The organism is Methylobacterium sp. HMF5984 (genome assembly GCF_045033435.1).
GTDB lineage: Bacteria > Pseudomonadota > Alphaproteobacteria > Rhizobiales > Beijerinckiaceae > Methylobacterium.
On sequence record NZ_JBJFLN010000001.1, the window covers coordinates 503,851 to 519,927 of the forward strand.

General features: G+C 63.5%; 13 protein-coding genes and 4 pseudogenes. 8 read left to right on the forward strand and 9 right to left on the reverse strand.

The window, feature by feature from the left end; all coding sequences use genetic code 11:
- Positions 1-99 precede the first annotated feature (99 nt).
- Positions 100-843 (reverse strand): trypsin-like serine protease, encoded by a 744-nt coding sequence (locus tag ACFZ8E_RS02390; protein WP_147858888.1) that lies wholly within the window; start codon positions 841-843, stop codon positions 100-102.
- Positions 844-879: 36 nt separating this feature from the next.
- Between ACFZ8E_RS02390 and ACFZ8E_RS02395 the strand changes: the two genes are divergently transcribed.
- The 6 genes from ACFZ8E_RS02395 to ACFZ8E_RS02420 all read left to right on the forward strand — a co-directional run bounded on the left by ACFZ8E_RS02395 (position 880) and on the right by ACFZ8E_RS02420 (position 5,543).
- On the forward strand, positions 880-1,437 hold the full coding sequence (locus tag ACFZ8E_RS02395; protein WP_405041882.1) for a hypothetical protein: 558 nt from the start codon (positions 880-882) through the stop codon (positions 1,435-1,437).
- Between the two features lie 63 nt (positions 1,438-1,500).
- Positions 1,501-1,848, forward strand: coding sequence for a head-tail adaptor protein (locus ACFZ8E_RS02400; protein ID WP_405041883.1), 348 nt, complete (start codon positions 1,501-1,503; stop codon positions 1,846-1,848).
- Positions 1,845-2,255 carry a DUF3168 domain-containing protein gene (locus tag ACFZ8E_RS02405; RefSeq protein WP_405041884.1) on the forward strand — a complete coding sequence of 137 codons (411 nt, stop codon included), beginning with the start codon at positions 1,845-1,847 and terminating at the stop codon, positions 2,253-2,255. Before ACFZ8E_RS02400 ends, ACFZ8E_RS02405 begins: the two co-directional genes overlap by 4 nt.
- A 468-nt stretch (positions 2,256-2,723) precedes the next feature.
- On the forward strand, positions 2,724-4,874 hold the full coding sequence (locus tag ACFZ8E_RS02410; protein ID WP_405041885.1) for an AAA family ATPase: 2,151 nt from the start codon (positions 2,724-2,726) through the stop codon (positions 4,872-4,874).
- The gene (locus ACFZ8E_RS02415) at positions 4,874-5,080 is read left to right on the forward strand and encodes a hypothetical protein (protein WP_405041886.1); all 207 of its coding nucleotides are present in this window, start codon (positions 4,874-4,876) and stop codon (positions 5,078-5,080) included. Before ACFZ8E_RS02410 ends, ACFZ8E_RS02415 begins: the two co-directional genes overlap by 1 nt.
- A 142-nt stretch (positions 5,081-5,222) precedes the next feature.
- The gene (locus tag ACFZ8E_RS02420) at positions 5,223-5,543 is read left to right on the forward strand and encodes a DUF6634 family protein (protein WP_405041887.1); all 321 of its coding nucleotides are present in this window, start codon (positions 5,223-5,225) and stop codon (positions 5,541-5,543) included.
- Between the two features lie 205 nt (positions 5,544-5,748).
- Here ACFZ8E_RS02420 and ACFZ8E_RS02425 read toward each other — a convergent pair.
- Positions 5,749-6,221: pseudogene (locus ACFZ8E_RS02425) on the reverse strand (MmgE/PrpD family protein); the annotation flags it as partial.
- A 39-nt stretch (positions 6,222-6,260) separates the two neighbouring features.
- Positions 6,261-7,748: pseudogene (gene bamA, locus ACFZ8E_RS02430) on the reverse strand (outer membrane protein assembly factor BamA); the annotation flags it as partial.
- A 167-nt stretch (positions 7,749-7,915) separates the two neighbouring features.
- On the opposite strand from bamA, the gene ACFZ8E_RS02435 reads away from it, so the two are divergent.
- Positions 7,916-10,024, forward strand: a complete 2,109-nt coding sequence (locus tag ACFZ8E_RS02435; RefSeq protein WP_405041888.1) for an ATP-binding protein — start codon at positions 7,916-7,918, stop codon at positions 10,022-10,024.
- Positions 10,025-10,141: 117 nt separating this feature from the next.
- Here the strand turns inward: ACFZ8E_RS02435 and ACFZ8E_RS02440 are convergent.
- From ACFZ8E_RS02440 to ACFZ8E_RS02465, 6 genes and pseudogenes are all read right to left on the reverse strand, one after another.
- A pseudogene (locus ACFZ8E_RS02440) lies at positions 10,142-10,618 on the reverse strand (TonB-dependent receptor domain-containing protein); the annotation flags it as partial.
- 244 nt (positions 10,619-10,862) lie between these two features.
- On the reverse strand, positions 10,863-12,017 hold the full coding sequence (locus ACFZ8E_RS02445; protein WP_405044310.1) for a methyl-accepting chemotaxis protein: 1,155 nt from the start codon (positions 12,015-12,017) through the stop codon (positions 10,863-10,865).
- A gap of 3 nt (positions 12,018-12,020) precedes the next feature.
- Positions 12,021-12,551, reverse strand: a pseudogene (locus ACFZ8E_RS02450) (MCP four helix bundle domain-containing protein); the annotation flags it as partial.
- Between the two features lie 226 nt (positions 12,552-12,777).
- A complete protein-coding gene (locus tag ACFZ8E_RS02455; protein WP_405041889.1) occupies positions 12,778-12,981 on the reverse strand; it encodes a hypothetical protein in 204 nt (67 codons plus the stop codon).
- 104 nt (positions 12,982-13,085) lie between these two features.
- A complete protein-coding gene (locus ACFZ8E_RS02460; protein WP_405041890.1) occupies positions 13,086-14,099 on the reverse strand; it encodes an HD-GYP domain-containing protein in 1,014 nt (337 codons plus the stop codon).
- A gap of 93 nt (positions 14,100-14,192) precedes the next feature.
- Positions 14,193-14,525, reverse strand: a complete 333-nt coding sequence (locus tag ACFZ8E_RS02465; protein WP_405041891.1) for a MucR family transcriptional regulator — start codon at positions 14,523-14,525, stop codon at positions 14,193-14,195.
- A gap of 315 nt (positions 14,526-14,840) precedes the next feature.
- Between ACFZ8E_RS02465 and ACFZ8E_RS02470 the strand changes: the two genes are divergently transcribed.
- Positions 14,841-15,797, forward strand: a complete 957-nt coding sequence (locus ACFZ8E_RS02470) for a helix-turn-helix domain-containing protein (RefSeq protein WP_405041892.1) — start codon at positions 14,841-14,843, stop codon at positions 15,795-15,797.
- Positions 15,798-16,077: the final 280 nt, after the last annotated feature.

Here is a 16,077-nt window from a genome sequence, read left to right on the forward strand (position 1 = left end):
CCGGGGGCCGAGGGCGCTCTCGGCAGGTGGGACTGAAGCCTAACGTAAAGCAATCCGTCGGCCAAGGTTCGGTTCCTCGGGGCCGGCGGGACCGCCGGCTCAGTGCCAGCGCGCCGTCCGGTCCCAGCCGGCGAGCGTGCGGTCGAGCCAGTCGCGCTGCGGCGCGACGCGGACGGCCTGGGTCAGGCCACCGCAGGCGCCGCCGATCCAGGCGGTGACGGCGACGACGCCCGCCGCGTCCGAGACCGGGCCGCCGGAATCGCCCTGGCAGCCGCCGGCGCGGCCCGCTGCCTTGAGCCAGACCAGGATGCGGCTCGGGCCGTAGGGCTCGATCACCGGCAGGGCGACGCTGCGGAAGGTGCCGGTCGAGCGCGGGTCGCCGGGCCGCTCGGCGCCGTAGCCGGCCAGCGTCAGCGTCTCGCCGGCCCGCGGGCTCGCGGTGCTGAACGTCGCCGGGGAAAAGCGCGGCGGCAGCGGCGTCGCCGTGCGCAGCAGCGCGAGGTCGATCGAGCGCCGCCGGCCGGCGATCGCCCCGGCATCGTAGCCCGGATGGACCGCCCGGGCCGCGACCTCAACGAGGACCGGCTGCCCGGACGCGTCGCGGAAATGGACGCGGTGCTCGAGGCCCGCGCCGGCGCAATGGCCGGCGGTGAGCACCGTGTCCGGCGCCACCACCACGGCGGAGCAGACCCCGCCCTTCGACGACAGCACCATCACCGCGCCCTCGGGCGTCGCCTCGGCGCCGCCGACCACGGCATGCGCCGGCCCGCCGGCCCACGCCAGGGTCGCGAGCCACGCCAGGCCGATCGCGGCCGGGCGGGGAACGCGCTGTCCGAACACCATCGAGACCCCTCGATCCACGCTTCATGGAGATGCGCGATGATGCCGATACGCGTGGCCGGCGCCGTCGTCGAGCCGGTGAGCGTGCCCGAGCTGCGCGGCTACCTGCGCCTCGACCCGGACGACGCCACCGAGGACGACCTGCTCGCCGGCCTGATCGCGGCCGCCCGCAGCGAGGTCGAGGCCGAGACCCGGCGCATCCTCGTGCCCGGCACCTGGCGGATGGTGCTGGACCGGCTGCCCGCGGACGGGCGCGTGCCGGTACCGCTGAGCCCCCTCGTCGCCCTGGTGCGCGCCGGGTTCTCCGCGGCGGATGGCAGCATCGCCGAATTCGCCGCGGGCTCGGCGAGCCTCGCCGCCGACCGGATCGAGGCGCCGGGCCTGCTCTTCGCCGCGATCCCCGATGCGGCCGGGCGCGCCGTGCTAGTCGATCTCGTGGCCGGATACGGCGGCGACGGGCCTCCGATCCCGCCGCCGCTGAGGCTCGCCGTGCTGCGGCGGGCCGCCGCCCGGTACGAGCACCGCGGCGACGACGCCTTCTCGGACGGGGCCGACCTCGCGTCGGCGACCGCGCCGTTCCGCCGGCTGCGGCTGTGATCCGCGCCGCCGGACGTGCTCGCCCGAACCCGCTTCGCGATGTCCCGTACCCCGGAGGCCACCATGCCCGACACCGTTCCGCGGGCGATCGGCACGCGCCGGCGCCGGCTCGTGCTGGAGCTGCCGGTGGACGAGCCCGACGGGTTCGGCGGCATCCTCCGGCGCTACGTCGCCGGGCCGGTGCTGTGGGGGGCGATCGAGCCGGTCGGCGCCGTCGAGCGCCTCCGCGGCGGGCGCGACGACAGCGTCGCGACCCACCGCATCACCCTGCGGGCGCGCACCGGGCTCACGCCGGCGATGCGGCTCGCCGCCGGCCCGCGCCGCTTCGCCATCCGGACGATCGTCGATCCGGACGAGCGCGACCGCGACCTCGTCTGCCACGTCGAGGCCCTGTCGGAGGCGAGCCCATGACCGACGCATCGCCCGGCACGGCCCTCGCCCCGCCGGCGCCGAGCCCGCTCCTCGCCCTGCGCGCGGCGCTCATCGCGCGGTTCTCCACCGATGCCGCGCTCGCCCGGCTGATGGGGGGCACGTTCCGGCTCTACGACGAGCCGCCGGCCGGCGCGCAGCCGGTCTACGCCCTGTTCGGCGACGCCGAGATCCGCGACGATTCCGTCGACGGCGCCGTCCGCTGTAGTTTCTCAGAGAAGTTTCCGGTTTCTCGCACAAGCTTATACCAGTTCTCAAATAAGTTTGTTTGCGGCCTCGTAGATGCATGCTGGAAAGCGCAGATCTACCGCACCGTCATGCTATCCGGCCGTTCCTCTTACGCAGTGCGCTTTCAAATTTTTGGGGACAGGAGGGAATTTTTACCTTGAGCGTCAGAGCGGTTTGACTCAAAGATCTAGTTTTTTTGGCAATTTTCTTGCTCTAATGGGGCCATAAATCTGATTCTTCGGCGATAGCGAGAGTGAATAATAATTAGAAGCGAGATTTTCCAGCTAATCTGAATATAAAAATATCTTCACGTCAAATAGCGGAAATTGGCATCAGCTTGTCCACGGGTTTCGACCACCGGCATTCTGCCTTGTTCGCTAGTGTGAACTGTGACGGACTGCTCTTGGGCTTCCGTATCTATCCACAGGCCAGGCGACAGGAGGCAAACGGAAGCTTGCGCTTTGTTCTTTGTCCGTTCTACATCCATTCTATCGCCTATGAAGCAGGCGATCTCCTGAAGCCGACGCTTGCCGTGTGCTCTGATTCCTTCGAGCCAGCCGCGTCGCTGCATTCGATCCAGCCCTCACGCTGACGGCCGGCGCTGCTGCCTGGCCGTGGGAGATCATGACATGTTGCCGTCCTCGACGACCCCGAACGACCAGCATCAAGATGCCCAGGTGCCCGATGCGCTCGCCCGCGCGTTCCTGCGTACCCTCGAGCAGGAGGAGCGTAGGAAGACCAAGCTCAAAGGCGATCTCGGGTTAGATTGCGATTTTAACCAGGAGAGTGAGGATCCGGTCGAGCGCATCCTGGCGCAGACCGAGGGCGAGAGAAAAACCGAGCACGTGCCCCTTCCTGCGGATCTCGCCGCGGTAGCTGTCCTCGTCGCTCGCGCTATTGAGGCGGAAGACGGTCTCGTTCGCCGACTGCGGCGAGAGGCGCCGGTCGTCGTCATCACCACCCATCTGCCCGATCTCGTCGAGCCAGTGCGGGATATCCTCGAGAGATGCGCCTTCCGACCCGGTGTCCGCGCGATGGATCTGAGCGGAAACCGACCGGTTGCTCTGGGAGCAAAGCAAGCGGGCCTGCTCGTCCGCGACGGCTCGCACAAAGAGCACAGGACGGATGTCGGCAACTCGATGGTCGCCTCGGCACTCCACGCGCGCGTTCCCATCGTCGGCGTCGCTCCCGACCCGATGCGCCAGTTGCCGCGCGATCTCCTTCGCGCGGCCGAGCATCGCCTTATGCTCCCGGGCCTGGATCGGAGCGGGCTCGATCTCGTCATCGATGCGGTCACCGGCGGTTGTCCGACACGCCGGATCGATCCCGATCTGGTCCGTACCCTCGACATCGCAGACCTGCCGATCGCATTCCGAGGCGCCGCTTCGCCTGACGCCTGCATCGATGCGATCGCACGGGTCATGGCTGCCAAGGCCGACTACCTCCAGTCGGGGCCGTCACTCGAGGAACTCGACGGGTATGGTGTGGCCAAGGATTGGGGTCTGGCCCTTGCCGTCGACTTGCAGACGTATCGGATCGGCCGCCTCGCCTGGGCCGACATCGACAATCGGGGCCTGCTGCTGTCGGGGCCGCCGGGGGTCGGCAAGACCAGCTTCGCACGCGCCCTGGCAAAATCCGCGCGTGTCCCTTTGGTGGCGACTTCGGTCGCGGAATGGAACGCATCGGACTATCTTTCCGGCACCCTGCAGTCGATCCGCAGGGCGTTCGCACAGGCTCGGGCCCAGGCTCCTTGCATCCTCTTCATCGACGAGCTCGATGGGATCTCGGACCGCGCGCAGATTCGCGGCGAGCACGTGCAGTACTGGACCCAGGTGGTGAACCTGTTCCTCGAGTTGCTCGCCGGCGTCGAGGAGCGCCCGGGCGTGGTGGTCGTTGCGGCCTCGAACCATCCCGAGAAGATCGATCCCGCCGTGAAGCGAGCCGGACGCCTCGATCGGGAGATCACGATCAAGCGGCCGGACACGACGAGCCTGGCCAGGATCTTCCGGCATCATCTCGGAGCCGACGCTCTGGCCGGGGCTTCGTTGCTGCCGCTCGCCCTCGCCGCGCGCGGCAAGACCGGAGCCGATGTCGAGGCCTTCGTGCGCCGCGCCAGGGGGGCAGCGCGGCGTGCAGGGCGCCAGATCGATCTGGAAGACGTCCTGGCCGAGATCCGCCAGGGACGGCTCGCGATGTCCGAGGAGGCGCGGCGGCGCGCTGCCATCCACGAGGCGGGCCATGCGATCGTGGGCCGGTCGCTCGGCCACAGCGCAATCGTCGACCTCACGCTCCACGACGGAGGCGGCGAAGCCCAATTCGAAGCTCCCGTCGATGGTGCTGCGACACTCCCGCAGCTCGAGGCGGCGCTCGCTATGCTGCTCGCCGGCCGCGCGGCCGAGGAGATCGCGTTCGGCGACATCTCGATCGGCAGCGGCTTCGGTTCGGGCTCGGACCTCGCCCAGGCGACAGCGTTGGCCCGCAACATCGACCTGCAGTTCGGGCTCGGCAAGCTGGGACCCTACTATGTCGACCCGGCAGATAGCCCACTCTACCTCGTCCACGGTCTCGTCGAGACGGTGGCTGCGCGGCTGCGTGCGGCTTATGCACGAGCTCGTACTGTTCTGGAGACACAAATGCCGGCGTTGCGCGCGATCGCCTCGGAACTTGCCGCGGCAGGCTACCTTTCCGCCAAGGATGTCGACCGGATCATGCAGGTTCATGCTGCGCCTGCGCATCTGGTCGAGATGCCCGTACCGGCCTTTGCGATGGGGGAGGCGTGATGTTCGCGCTTCCTCCCGATGAACCCGATCTCGGCGATTTGCAGCTGTTGGCCGAGGCCATCGAAGAATTGTGCGCGATCCTCGACGGCGACCGCGAAGCTGTCATCGAAGGCTTGGCCGAGCTTCTGAGACGACGCACCGCGTTCGAGGCCCTGAAGCGTCGCACCGAATTCCACCGCGACGCTCTGAAAGACCCGCGGATCTGAAATCGGAGGCGAATTGCTGCCGGGGCCGTCGTTTCCCCGGTTCGTGCGACGCCGCCGCTGACCCTTCTCCACGACCAGAAACCACCACCGAATGTCCTGCCCGAACCGGCCGCAACGTGTGCCGGAGCAATGGAGCACGTCCATGTCCGTCCTGAACCAGGGGAATGGCCCCTTTCCTCGTCTCGCCGAGAACGCGCGGAAGTATCGCGCCATCGCAGACGATCTCGATCGCATCGCCCGAGGGTGGCATCCGGGTGAGGACGAACTGCGTGATGCGCCGAGAATGTGGAAGTGGCGCGTAGTCGAGTATCCCGTCCCACATCTGGTCGGAACCGTCCTCGGCCATCCGCTGCTCCGAGACGGCGAAAACCGGACGAGCGAGATTTTAACCTATGATCCCGAGAGAGGCTACGCCCGTACGATCTCAAGGTTTTATAGGCTAGAGTCGGCATCGGCCGATTAATGCCTGACGTCCCATCATTGCTCTGGTCCGGCCTGAGTGAGAGCTTTGCAGTTTTGTGGAACCCAGATGGGAGGATCGGGACGATTACGAACACATCCACTCGTGAGCAGATCGCCTTTGCGCTAAAGTAGGTCGAGACTGAAATGCAGTTCACAGAATCGAAAAGAAGCCGAAATCTGCGCTTGCCTGAGATTGTCCGCCAACAGATGATTTGAGGCTCTTGCATCAAGCTCGGATCATGGCTGTTCGCGGAGGAGACCGCACCCCTCACGAGTGCCAAGGCGACAAGGTGCTGGCAGTTCACGTCCTGCATGGACTGTGGCCTGCGATGCCGACCGCATCGGTCGGCAGATTCATCACCACCTGCCGGACGTCTTCGGAGTACAAGCCATGCCGGCTGCATAGTGTCAGCACGGCGTCGAGCGGCGACTGGATGGGATAGCCGACCGAAAACGTGTTGATCGCCGTCTCGGGGACGGAGAAGCGGCTGCCGATGCCCTCCAGCATCGCCTCAGGTTTCGGATCGGTGGAGAGCGCGATGAAGAGGTTGTGCGTGCCGTCAAGCACGTCGGAGACGCCTGTTAGGCCGACTTGAACGGAGACCGCGGTGACGCCGTTGCAGGCGCCCATGCCGGCGAAATCAAGCGCCTTCTAGATGTGATCCTCGTCCTTTACCCAGCGAGTAATGTTCGTGTTGTCACAGAATAGATAGGGGCGCTAGAACTTCGTTCTGCCAGAAAACCGGAAGGCCTGGGTCTGATCTGCGCCAATATGGCCATACTTGCCCAGGGTCGGGACATACACCTTCACGCCATCGTCTTTAGTGAGCGCGTAGGCATAATCGAAGCGGATGGGTCCGAGCGGCGAATTCCAGAGGATCGAGGCACCGATGGATGATCTGATCACCGCCTTGTCGCGGACGTTGACGCACTCCGGCTCGACACCGATCGTGTAGGCACTTTACTTGCAGCCTGTCGTCGCGCTGTACCCGTTGATGAAGCCGTCACCGTTCACATCGAAAGTGCGCTTGCCCTTATAGCCGAACAATGTTCCAGCATCCGCAAACAGAGCACCCTTCAATCCGAGGTCACGCGGCACGTAAGGCAACGGGAACTGGACCTCGAGGGTGCCGCCGACATAGGTCGAGCCGCCGATGGCGTTGGAGCGGGCGTCGGTGGTGCCGACGTCGCGCGGGCCGATGCCGTTCGGGGCGAAGCCGCGGACGAGCGACGGTCCGAGGAAGAACTGGTCGGTGATGCGCAGCGGGTTGCTGTCGAGCGCCTCGATGTGGCCGCCCTGGATGCGCACGAAGCCGACGACGTCCTCGTAGATCTCCTTGTAGTACCGGGCGTCGCCGGTCACGCGGAAGAACTTCGAGTCGCCGCCCAGGCCGGCGAGGTCGGGCTTCAGTTCGGCGTAGAGGCCGTTCCGGGGCGCGCCGATCACGTCGAGCGTCGAGTAGGCGAGCGTCAGGCCGGCGAGCGAGGTGAGCGTGTTGCCCTGCGAACCCTTGATCGCGATCGAAGCTTCGCCGTTGTAGGCGCAGTCCGGATACTTGGCGAGGCCGCCGACGTCGCGACCGTTAAGGATCTGCCCCGGCGCATAGACGGTGGTGAGGCCCGGGATCGGGTTCGAGCAATCGTTGTAGGGCTGCTTGATCGAGTTCGGGACCTTCAGCTCGGTGTTGTGGAGCGAGTAGCGCAGGGTCACGCCGAAGGCTTCCGTCACCGGCAGGCCGATGCGGATCTGGCCGCCGTAGACGGTCGTCTCGTAGCGCGAGTAGCGGGTCAGGTCGCTGTACTTGTAGAACGCGTCGAAGCCGGCCGCGAGGCGGTAGCCGAGGAAGTACGGCTCGGTGAACGAGAAGTCGACCCCGCGCGAGTACTGGCCGCCGGTCCCGGCGACGCGGACGTACTGGCCGCGACCGAGGAAGTTCGACTCGGAGACCGAGACCTCGCCGATGATGCCGTCCTGGGTGGAGTAGCCACCCGCCACCGAGAACGAGCCCGTGGGCTGATCCTCGACGTCGATGTTGATCACGACGCGGTCGGGCGAGGAGCCGGGCTCGTTCGAGAAGCGGACCTTCTTGAAGAAGCCGAGGCCGTTCAGGCGGCGCTCGGCGCGGTCGGTCAGCACGCGGTTGTAGGCGTCGCCCTCGGCGATATCGAGCTCGCGGCGGATGACGTAGTCGCGGGTGCGGGTGCTCGCGAGCGCCGCCGGCGCACATGCGTCGAAAGGCCCACCGTGTAGCAGCTGTTCAGCCGCTGAACAGCGATTGGCAGAAGAGTTGAGCGGGGCGATGTCCACCGCGGAAGGGTGTCGGGCATTTTACCTCTCCTACAGGGTGGCAGGTGTATCGTCCCGCCTGAACCTTGAAGTTCCTGGATCGTGATCGCCTGCCCGTGGTCTCGCCGGGCAGACACCTACACGGCACGCCGGTCCAAATGCAGCCTTCCCCCTTTTTCCCGATCGATCCTACGGACCAAACTGAAGCTGCCGCTGCCACTCAGGCCATTATCCTCAATCAGCTCGCCGAGGGCGTAATCGTTACCGATACGGTGGGCAGGATCACGATGGTGAACGGGGCTGCGGCTGCCATCCACGGTGTCGCTCGACTCGATGTCGAGCCGGATGCCTACAGCGACACTTACCACCTCTTAACCGAGGATGGCCGACCGTATCCGCCGCTTGATTTGCCGCTTGCTCGTGCAGTGCGGGGAGAGACAGTCCGAGAGGCACGGTGGCGGATCGTTCGACCGGATGGTGTCGGGGTGCTTGCGATCGGCAATGCACAACCCCTTCGCGGGGTGAATGGCGAGCAGATCGGAGCCGTGCTGACGTTACGAGATGAGACTGCGAGGGAGTCCGCGGAGCGCGCCTTGTTCGAACTAAACGCGACACTCGCACAGCGTGTCGAGGAGCAGACGCGCGTTGCGGAACAGGCACGCATTGAGGCCGAGCGGGCAAGCGAGTCCAAGAGCATATTCCTAGCGGCGATGAGCCACGAGATCCGCACACCGTTGAACGGCATCCTCGGCTACACCGACTTGCTTCTTGACGGGCCCCACTTGCAGCCGGAGGACCAACGCCGATTGGAGCTGATCCAGGGTTGCGGCGCTGCACTCGTCACCGTCGTCGACGACATCCTCGACTTTTCGAAGATTGAGGCCGGGCAGCTCACCCTCGACCCGGTGTCGTTCCCGCTGTTTTCGATGATCGACAACACCGTCTCGATCGTCCGCGGCGGCGCCCTCAAGAGCGACCTGCGGATCGAGACCCGGATCGACCCGGACCTGCCAGCTTTCGTCCACGGAGACGTGAACCGCCTGCGCCAAGTGCTGCTGAACCTTTTGAACAATGCCGTGAAGTTCACCCCCGCCGGCTCGGTGACCCTAGTGGTCACCCGCGAAGGCTCTGACAAGCGCGGGCACGACCTACGCTTCGAAGTGACGGATACCGGCATCGGCATCGATCCGGCGCAGCAGGACAGGTTGTTCAAGCGGTTCAGCCAGGTCGACGGCTCGATCAGCCGTCGCTTCGGCGGCTCTGGGCTTGGCCTTGTCATCTGCCGGCAGCTGCTTTCGCTGATGAACGGCGAGATCGGCGTGGTGAGCCGCCAGGGTGTCGGCTCGACCTTTTGGTTCACCCTAACACTGCCCAGCGGCGAGTCGCCGGTAGCCAAGCGGCCTACCTCGACACCAGCCACGTTGGAAGCTGGCACCGTGGTGCAGTCTTTACGCTTACTGCTGGTGGAAGACGTGCCGATCAACCAGGAGCTTGCTTGCGCCGTACTGGAAGCTCAGGGCCACGTGGTCGACGTGGTCGGAGACGGCGCCGAAGCGATCACAGCGGTCCAGGTAGCGATCAAGACCGGGCGTACCTACGACCTCGTTCTGATGGACGTGCAGATGCCGGTGATGGACGGCCTGACTGCGGCCCGTCACATCCGCGCACTACCACCACCGGCCTGCGAGATCCCGATCATAGCAATGACGGCCAATGTGCTGCCTCAACAGGTCAGCGCAGCTCGGGCAGCTGGTATGGACGACCACGTCAGCAAGCCGTTTCGCCAAGCCGACCTCTACGCCACCATCGCTCGCTGGACCGGAACCCAGCGCGAGCCCCGCCTTGCGCTGGCATCCGCGGCGATGGATGGGTCCGAAACCGTTCTCGACAGTGCGGTGTTCGGCGCTCTGAAGGACGGGTTCGGGGCCGAACGCGTGGCGTCGCTCCTCGACCTGATGGGCAGCGAACTGCGCGACCGCTTCCGATCCGCCGAGAGCGACCGGGTCCAGGTCGCCCACGACGCCCACGCGCTGGTCTCGGCCGCCGGCATGCTCGGCTTCACCCGGTTGTCGCGCCTCTGCCGCGAGATCGAGGCGGCCGCTCAAGGCGAGGCGGACCTGCGCCCGCTTATCCACCGCTTGGAGGTCCATCGGGCTGAGGTGCTCGGCACGATCCGTCACCTACAAGCGGCGTAAAATGCATCCCAAGAAGAGATCACCCTTCAGAGGGACACTCATGATGACGTGGCAGTTGACTGCCATCTTATCGCGGCGACAAGCGGTCCAAGTCAGATTGCCGATCGAGAAGATTCCTCACCAACAATAGATCAGGCTTCCGATGACGGTAGTTGGCTGGTTGCGATTACAAAATCCGAACGAGCAGGTCTGGAAGTTGCGATCAAAAATGTTGTAGCCGTTCACCTGTACACGGAACCCATTGTATCGCGGGTCGAGGGCGGCGAAGTCGTAGGCGACCAGTGCGTCGTAGAGCGTCACGGCGGTGTTGCGTACCGTGTTGAGATCGTCCGCGTAGCTCGAATCGATGTAGCGGATGCCGCCGCCAAGCTGGAGGCCGCGCAGAAGTGAGGATGGCGGGAAGGCGTAGGTCAGGAACGAGGCATATGTGTCGCCGGGGATGCCGGAGACTCGGTTGCCGTTGATCGAGTCCCCGGTCGAGGCGATCGCATTCACGAACCGGAGGTCGACATGCGTGTAGGCGACAGTCAGGTTCGTGCCCGGCGCGAGGTTGGCGGTGGCCTCGGCCTCGAAGCCACGGGAGCGCACCGACCCTACCTTTCAGCGCGTTATGGAACGGCTCATTGCCTTAGTCGCGACGCGTAAGCGGACCGGCAGAAAGCCACCCCGAACCAAGGTTGCCGGAGGGCCGATGAACGGCCGCTTTGAATAAGCGCCGACGGCGGTCCGGGTGGCTGGGGTGGGTCGGGATCGGAATGGCTGCTTGGGGTGGATTTCCGCCGGTCCGCTTCCGCAACGACAGGCAGCAGAAGCGGACATTCGTACAGATGATCTGGGATCAGGCTACGCGCACTGTAGCTAGGAAGCGGGCCACCTCCGCCCCAAGATGCTCGGATTGGCGCGACAGTTCGGAAGCCGCGCCCAGCACTTGGGTCGCCGCTGCACCGGTCTCCTCGGCTGCGCCTGCGACACCAGCAATGTTGGCCGTGACCTCGCCGGTCCCCATCGCGGCTTGCGAGATATTGCGGACGATCTCCTGCGTCGCCGCGCCCTGCTGCTCCACGGCGGCGGCGATCGAGGCGGAGACGGCGTTGATCTCGGCGATGCGGGCGGAGATCCCGGCGATCGAGTTCACGCTCTGCTCGGTCGCGGCCTGGATCCGGCCGATCTGCGCGCCGATCTCGCCCGTCGCCCGCGCGGTCTGCCCGGCAAGTTCCTTCACCTCGGAGGCGACGACGGCGAGTCCCCTGCCGGCCTCGCCGGCCCGCGCCGCCTCGATCGTCGCGTTGAGCGCGAGCAGGTTCGTCTGGCCCGCGATGTCCGAGATCATCTTGACCACGTCGCCTATACGGGTAGTAGCGTCGCGCAGTTCCTGGACCAGGACCGCGGTCTGTGCGGACTCCTGCACCGCAATGTCGGCGAGTTCGGCCGAGCCCTGGACCTGGCGGCCGATCTCCTGGACCGAGGAGCCGAGCTCCTCGGCCGCCGCGGCGACCGTGCCGACGTTGGACGCCGCCTCCTCGGCCGCCGCGGCGACGGTGGTGGACTGGCTCGCAGTCTCGGTTGCCGTTGCCGTCATGGTCTGGGCGGTGGCCTGCAGCTGCGTCGCGGCCGCGCCGACAGTACCGATGATACTGCCCACCGCAGTCTCGAAGTCGTCGGCCATCTGGCGCATTCCGGCCTTGCGCTGCGCCTCCGCCGCCAGCCGCGCCTCCGCCGTGTCTGCCTCCAGCTTGCGCGTCCGGATCAGGTTCTCCTTAAACACTTGGACTGCATCAGCGATTGTGCCGATTTCAGTGTTTGCCCCCTGATGCGGGATCGTCACCGCCTCGTCCCCCGATGCCAGTGCCTGCATGGGACGCACGATCGAGCCGATGCCATGCGAGATGCTGTGAACAATCAAGACCGTGACGAGGAGCGTGAGAACGGTCGCTGCTACGATGATCGTCAACATAATAGCTCGCGCCATCACAATGGCGCGTTCGCTGTCCATCACCGTCGCGTCGGCTGCCGCGTCGTTGAGGGCGACGATCGCGTCGAGGGCCGCCGCTGCTGCCTTGACGCGCGGACGCACATTGGCGGTTGTTTCAGCAAGAGCAGTGGCCTTGTCACCCTTGCGGGAGTGGGTGATCACCGCTGGCACTGCATCGAGGTATGCTTTCCAATTCGTCTGAAACGTTTGAAACAACTGCTGTTCCTACGACAAACTGATCAGTGGTTCGTAGACCTTAATGAGCTTTGCAACGACAGCAGTTTTCTTGCGAAGCTCATCCTCTTCGAACTCCATACGTTCTGCTTCGGGGTACAGAATGTGATTGACGACGCTGACACGCACGTCGATCACGCCTGCGCGCAGTGATGCGGCAGTTTTGACGCTCGGTAGGCTATCCCGGCCAACCTTCTCGACCGAGTAGCCTAAGGTGGAGATGCCATTCCAGCCAGTTCCTCCTACGGCTAGAACGAACAGAAGGATGCCAGAGAAAGCGAGCACGAGTTTTGTGCGGATGGAAAGATTCGACGTAAACAAGTCAGTGAATCCTATTAGGAAACTATTTTGCCGATGAACGACCTAAAAGATCATACGATATCATAGTTAAAAGTAGCTTATCAAAACATTCCAGCGACTTGATATTATAAAAATGCACAGTTTTTGAACGCATATAAGGTGATTCTCTAGCAGGCCACTCGATCGTAGCGGCCAGCCGGCACCTCGGAGTCATTCGTCACTATCGGAGTGCCTGGCTCCTATGCATTCATGAAATTAAAGATTTGACGTAGCTAATGCATTGTAGGCGTAATTTTTTATCTCTTATCATTTGGAATGCTTCCAGTAATTCTGAGCAGTCTTTCAAACGCTCGGATCGCTCATCGTCAAGACGAGAAAAATTCCAAAACGCTTCAATTGGTACATCCAATATATCTGCTATTTTAATAAGGGTATTTTGTGTTTCAGGCATTTGTATTAATGTCTCCGATGTTTAACATGGGCGTTGTTTTTTGATAGACTTTCATCCGCGCAGCTCTCAGATCTTCCGAGATGCGAGATTTCTGCTTCAGAAGCTCAGCTGCTGCGCGATACGGTATCGGTAAATTCGCGGGTGGGCTGGATGTCGTTTAGGGACGCTGCGAATGCCTCGACCAGGGCTGCCTCTAGACGGTCCGGCGTCATGCGCCTCAGGATCGCGATGGCCTCGACCTGCGTCATGGCTGGGCGATAGCATCGATGCTCGGTCAAGGCGGCATAGATGTCACAGATGGTCAGTAGGCGGACTGGATCGGAGATAGATGCATCGCTCAACCCGTCCGGATACCCCGAGCCATCCAGCATCTCGTGATGGTGGCGCGTGACGGCCAGCGCGAAGACGTCCGTCATCCCCGCTGCCATCAACATATCGTGCCCGAGAGCGGCGTGCGTCCGCATCACTCCCAACTCATCGGCGTCGAGGGCACTCGGCTTTTGCAGGATGGCCAGCGGGATCTTCGCCTTTCCCACGTCGTGCACCAGCGCTCCACGAACGAGCGAGGTCCGGTCATCGTGCGAAAGGCCGAGATGAAGCGCGAAGTGAGCCGCGAGCCCGGCCACGAGGAGGCAATGGCGGACGGTCATATCATCATGCGCTCGGACAAGTTCGAGCCACGGCCGAAGACCTCCCACCTTCACGGCGCGGAGAACAGGGTCGATCTCGTCGTCGATCGCCTCCAGGTCGACGCGCCCGTGTCGAGCCGCCTTGAACATGTCCGTGAACAGCAAATCCGCCCGGTCGAAGCTATGCTCGACCAGAAGGTCGGTCATGGCCTTGCCGGGTGCGATTTGACGAAACAGTCCTGTCACAAGTGCGCTCGGCAGAGTCTGAGGAGGAAAGCACGCGGTCGCGCCAAGTTGTTCAGCCTGCCGGAGTTCCTCACTACGCATCGTCTGCAACACACAGACCATCGGCAATGCGCGTCCGCCGAGGCGGTCGGAAAGCTTGCCGAGGCAGCGCCGCGCCTCGGCGCGTTCCAACGAGACGTCTGCGATCACGCCGCGGACGCGATCGAGATCGAGATCGGTCCAATCGTCGGCCAGCCCGGCCATCCGACAATGAGTGACGTGTCGGGCGGCATCCGCAAGGGCACGGCTGCGATCCGGCCTGTCGGCCAGCATGACAACACTACGGAATGGCATCGCTCAGACCGCCTTGGAACTACGAGGGATCCGCTTGGAGATGCGCGAGCGAATCTTGGCGTAGGCGGGCGATACCATGGGGTAATCCTCCGGTAGGCCATAGCGGCTCCGATACTCGCTTGGCGTCATCCCTTTAGCGGTCAGATGGCGCTTGAGTGCTTTGTATGCTTTGCCATCGATGAAGCTCACGAGGCGGTCATGCCTGATGGAGGCGGCAATCGCCGAGCGGGTCGGAAGGACAAAAACAGGCGTCTGGGCCTCGCCGCTCTGCAAAGCTTGCAGGGTCGCGTAGATGTGCCGGATTGTATCTGCTAGATCCGCGGGGGGGTATGGCATTGTGAGAGACGTACGAAGTCAAAACAGCTACAGTTTTATCCATTATTGACATATTTTCCAGTCCTAATCGTTGATAATGAATAATAAAATCTCGGATTCATGTCTAGTACGAGAAATTTAAGCAAATCCATCAACTAGATCTGCTCGGATTGGTAGTATGGTCTCAAAAGTCGGCACCGATTTTCACGCGCGATTTAGTGATTTGACCCGCTCCAGGCCACGGTTATTTATATCCAGCGTGGAAAGAGAGAATTTGCTCCACAGCGCGAAAAATCATGCCTGAGAGCGAAATAAGTTCTGGATTGCAGTTCCTAGATGCTTACGCTGTTAACGACTTCTAAAATACATCCGAGGGATAGTTTTCGGTTCTGGCAAGCCGCCCTCTTCGAGCGAGTCGTACCGGTCGAGCTGAAAAAAATAGGCTTTAAGCCGTTTGAGGGCACGCTCGAAGGCGTGAATGTCGGTCCGCTCACAATGACACGTGTCACCCAGAGTGCGATCCGCACCGAGGCGACGCCTGGAACGATCCGACAGCACGACAAGCATGAGACGGTTTCGGTTGTGCTGATGCTCTCCGGGACGCTGGCCTGCGCGCAAGGAGGGCGTGAGTCAGTGCAGCGGCCCGGTGAGTTCGTAGTGCTCGATCGTAAGCCGACTGTCATGGAGACTAAGGAACACAGCCGCTCGCTCATCGTCGAGGTTCCGCGCGAGCGCTTGGAGCGGATGCTGGGCCCCGTCTCGCAATATGCAGGGCTGACGGTCGGCTCCAATCAGGTGACCACATCTCTGGTCACGAACTTCATCGACGAGCTGACCCGGATCCAGGGGCAGCTCAGTCCGGATCTAGCCGAGCGCTTGTCCGGCATTGGGATCGACCTGCTCGTTGCGGGCCTATCCGAGCGCATGGCCCGGGAGGCACCGAGGCCGTTGGCTGGCACGCTCTTGATCCAGCGGGCGAAAGCGTACGTCGCGGCCAATCTCGGCGACCCGACCCTTGATCCATCTCAACTCGCGATTGCCATGGGGGTCTCCCTCAGGCGGCTGCAGCAGCTGTTCCAGGAGCACGGCGAGAACATTGGTAGCTGGATCTGGCAACGGCGGCTGGAGTTAGCCGCCTCCCGGTTGTCTGACTCAGGTTGCATCCGCCCCTCTCTCGCGGCGCTGGCATACGACTGTGGCTTCATCAGCCAGTCACACTTCTCCAAGCGTTTCAAGGATCGCTATGGCATGACGCCTGGCGAATACCGGGCCAGCGCGATCGGGATGCGATAAGAGCGGTGCTTAGGGGATTTTGACGCAAGTGTCCGTTTCAACGTGTGGGAAGATACGATCTCAACGACGAGTTTGGGTCGGAGGCGGAACGTCTGCTTCGGGGCGGACGGCTAAAGCCCGCTTCCCACCCCGAGCCGAAGTTTCCGGACGGCTTACGGACGGCCGCTTTGGAGGAACGCTTACTTCGCCTCCGGCGGCCGGGTTGGGTCGGAAGCGGGATGGCTGCTCGGGGTGGATTTCTCTCGGTCAGCTTTGGGCAGGCGATCCATGGAAGCGGACA